Annotated in this window: 1 pseudogene; it reads left to right on the forward strand. The window is 36.3% G+C overall.

Annotation, left to right across the window (positions count from 1 at the left end):
• A pseudogene (locus SLS51_RS23880) lies at positions 1-223 on the forward strand (SPI-2 type III secretion system effector NAD(+)--protein-arginine ADP-ribosyltransferase SpvB); the annotation flags it as partial.

Raw genomic sequence — 223 nt, forward strand, 5'->3', positions numbered from 1 at the left:
CAGAGGGATTAAATGAGCTTGCTATAACGGATCATAAAAAAGTTTATCGGGGGTTAAAACTCGATAAATCAGAACTTAAGAATTTACTGGATAAATATACTACAGAGGGAAGCATCATTGCGGAAAAAGGGTTTCTTAGTACCTCGCCAGATAAAGCTTGGGTCAATGATACTATTCTGGTCATAAATCTTGAATCAAACCATAAAGGTCGTATTTTAGGGGA

Source organism: Photorhabdus africana (genome assembly GCF_035181445.1).
Lineage (GTDB): Bacteria > Pseudomonadota > Gammaproteobacteria > Enterobacterales > Enterobacteriaceae > Photorhabdus > Photorhabdus laumondii.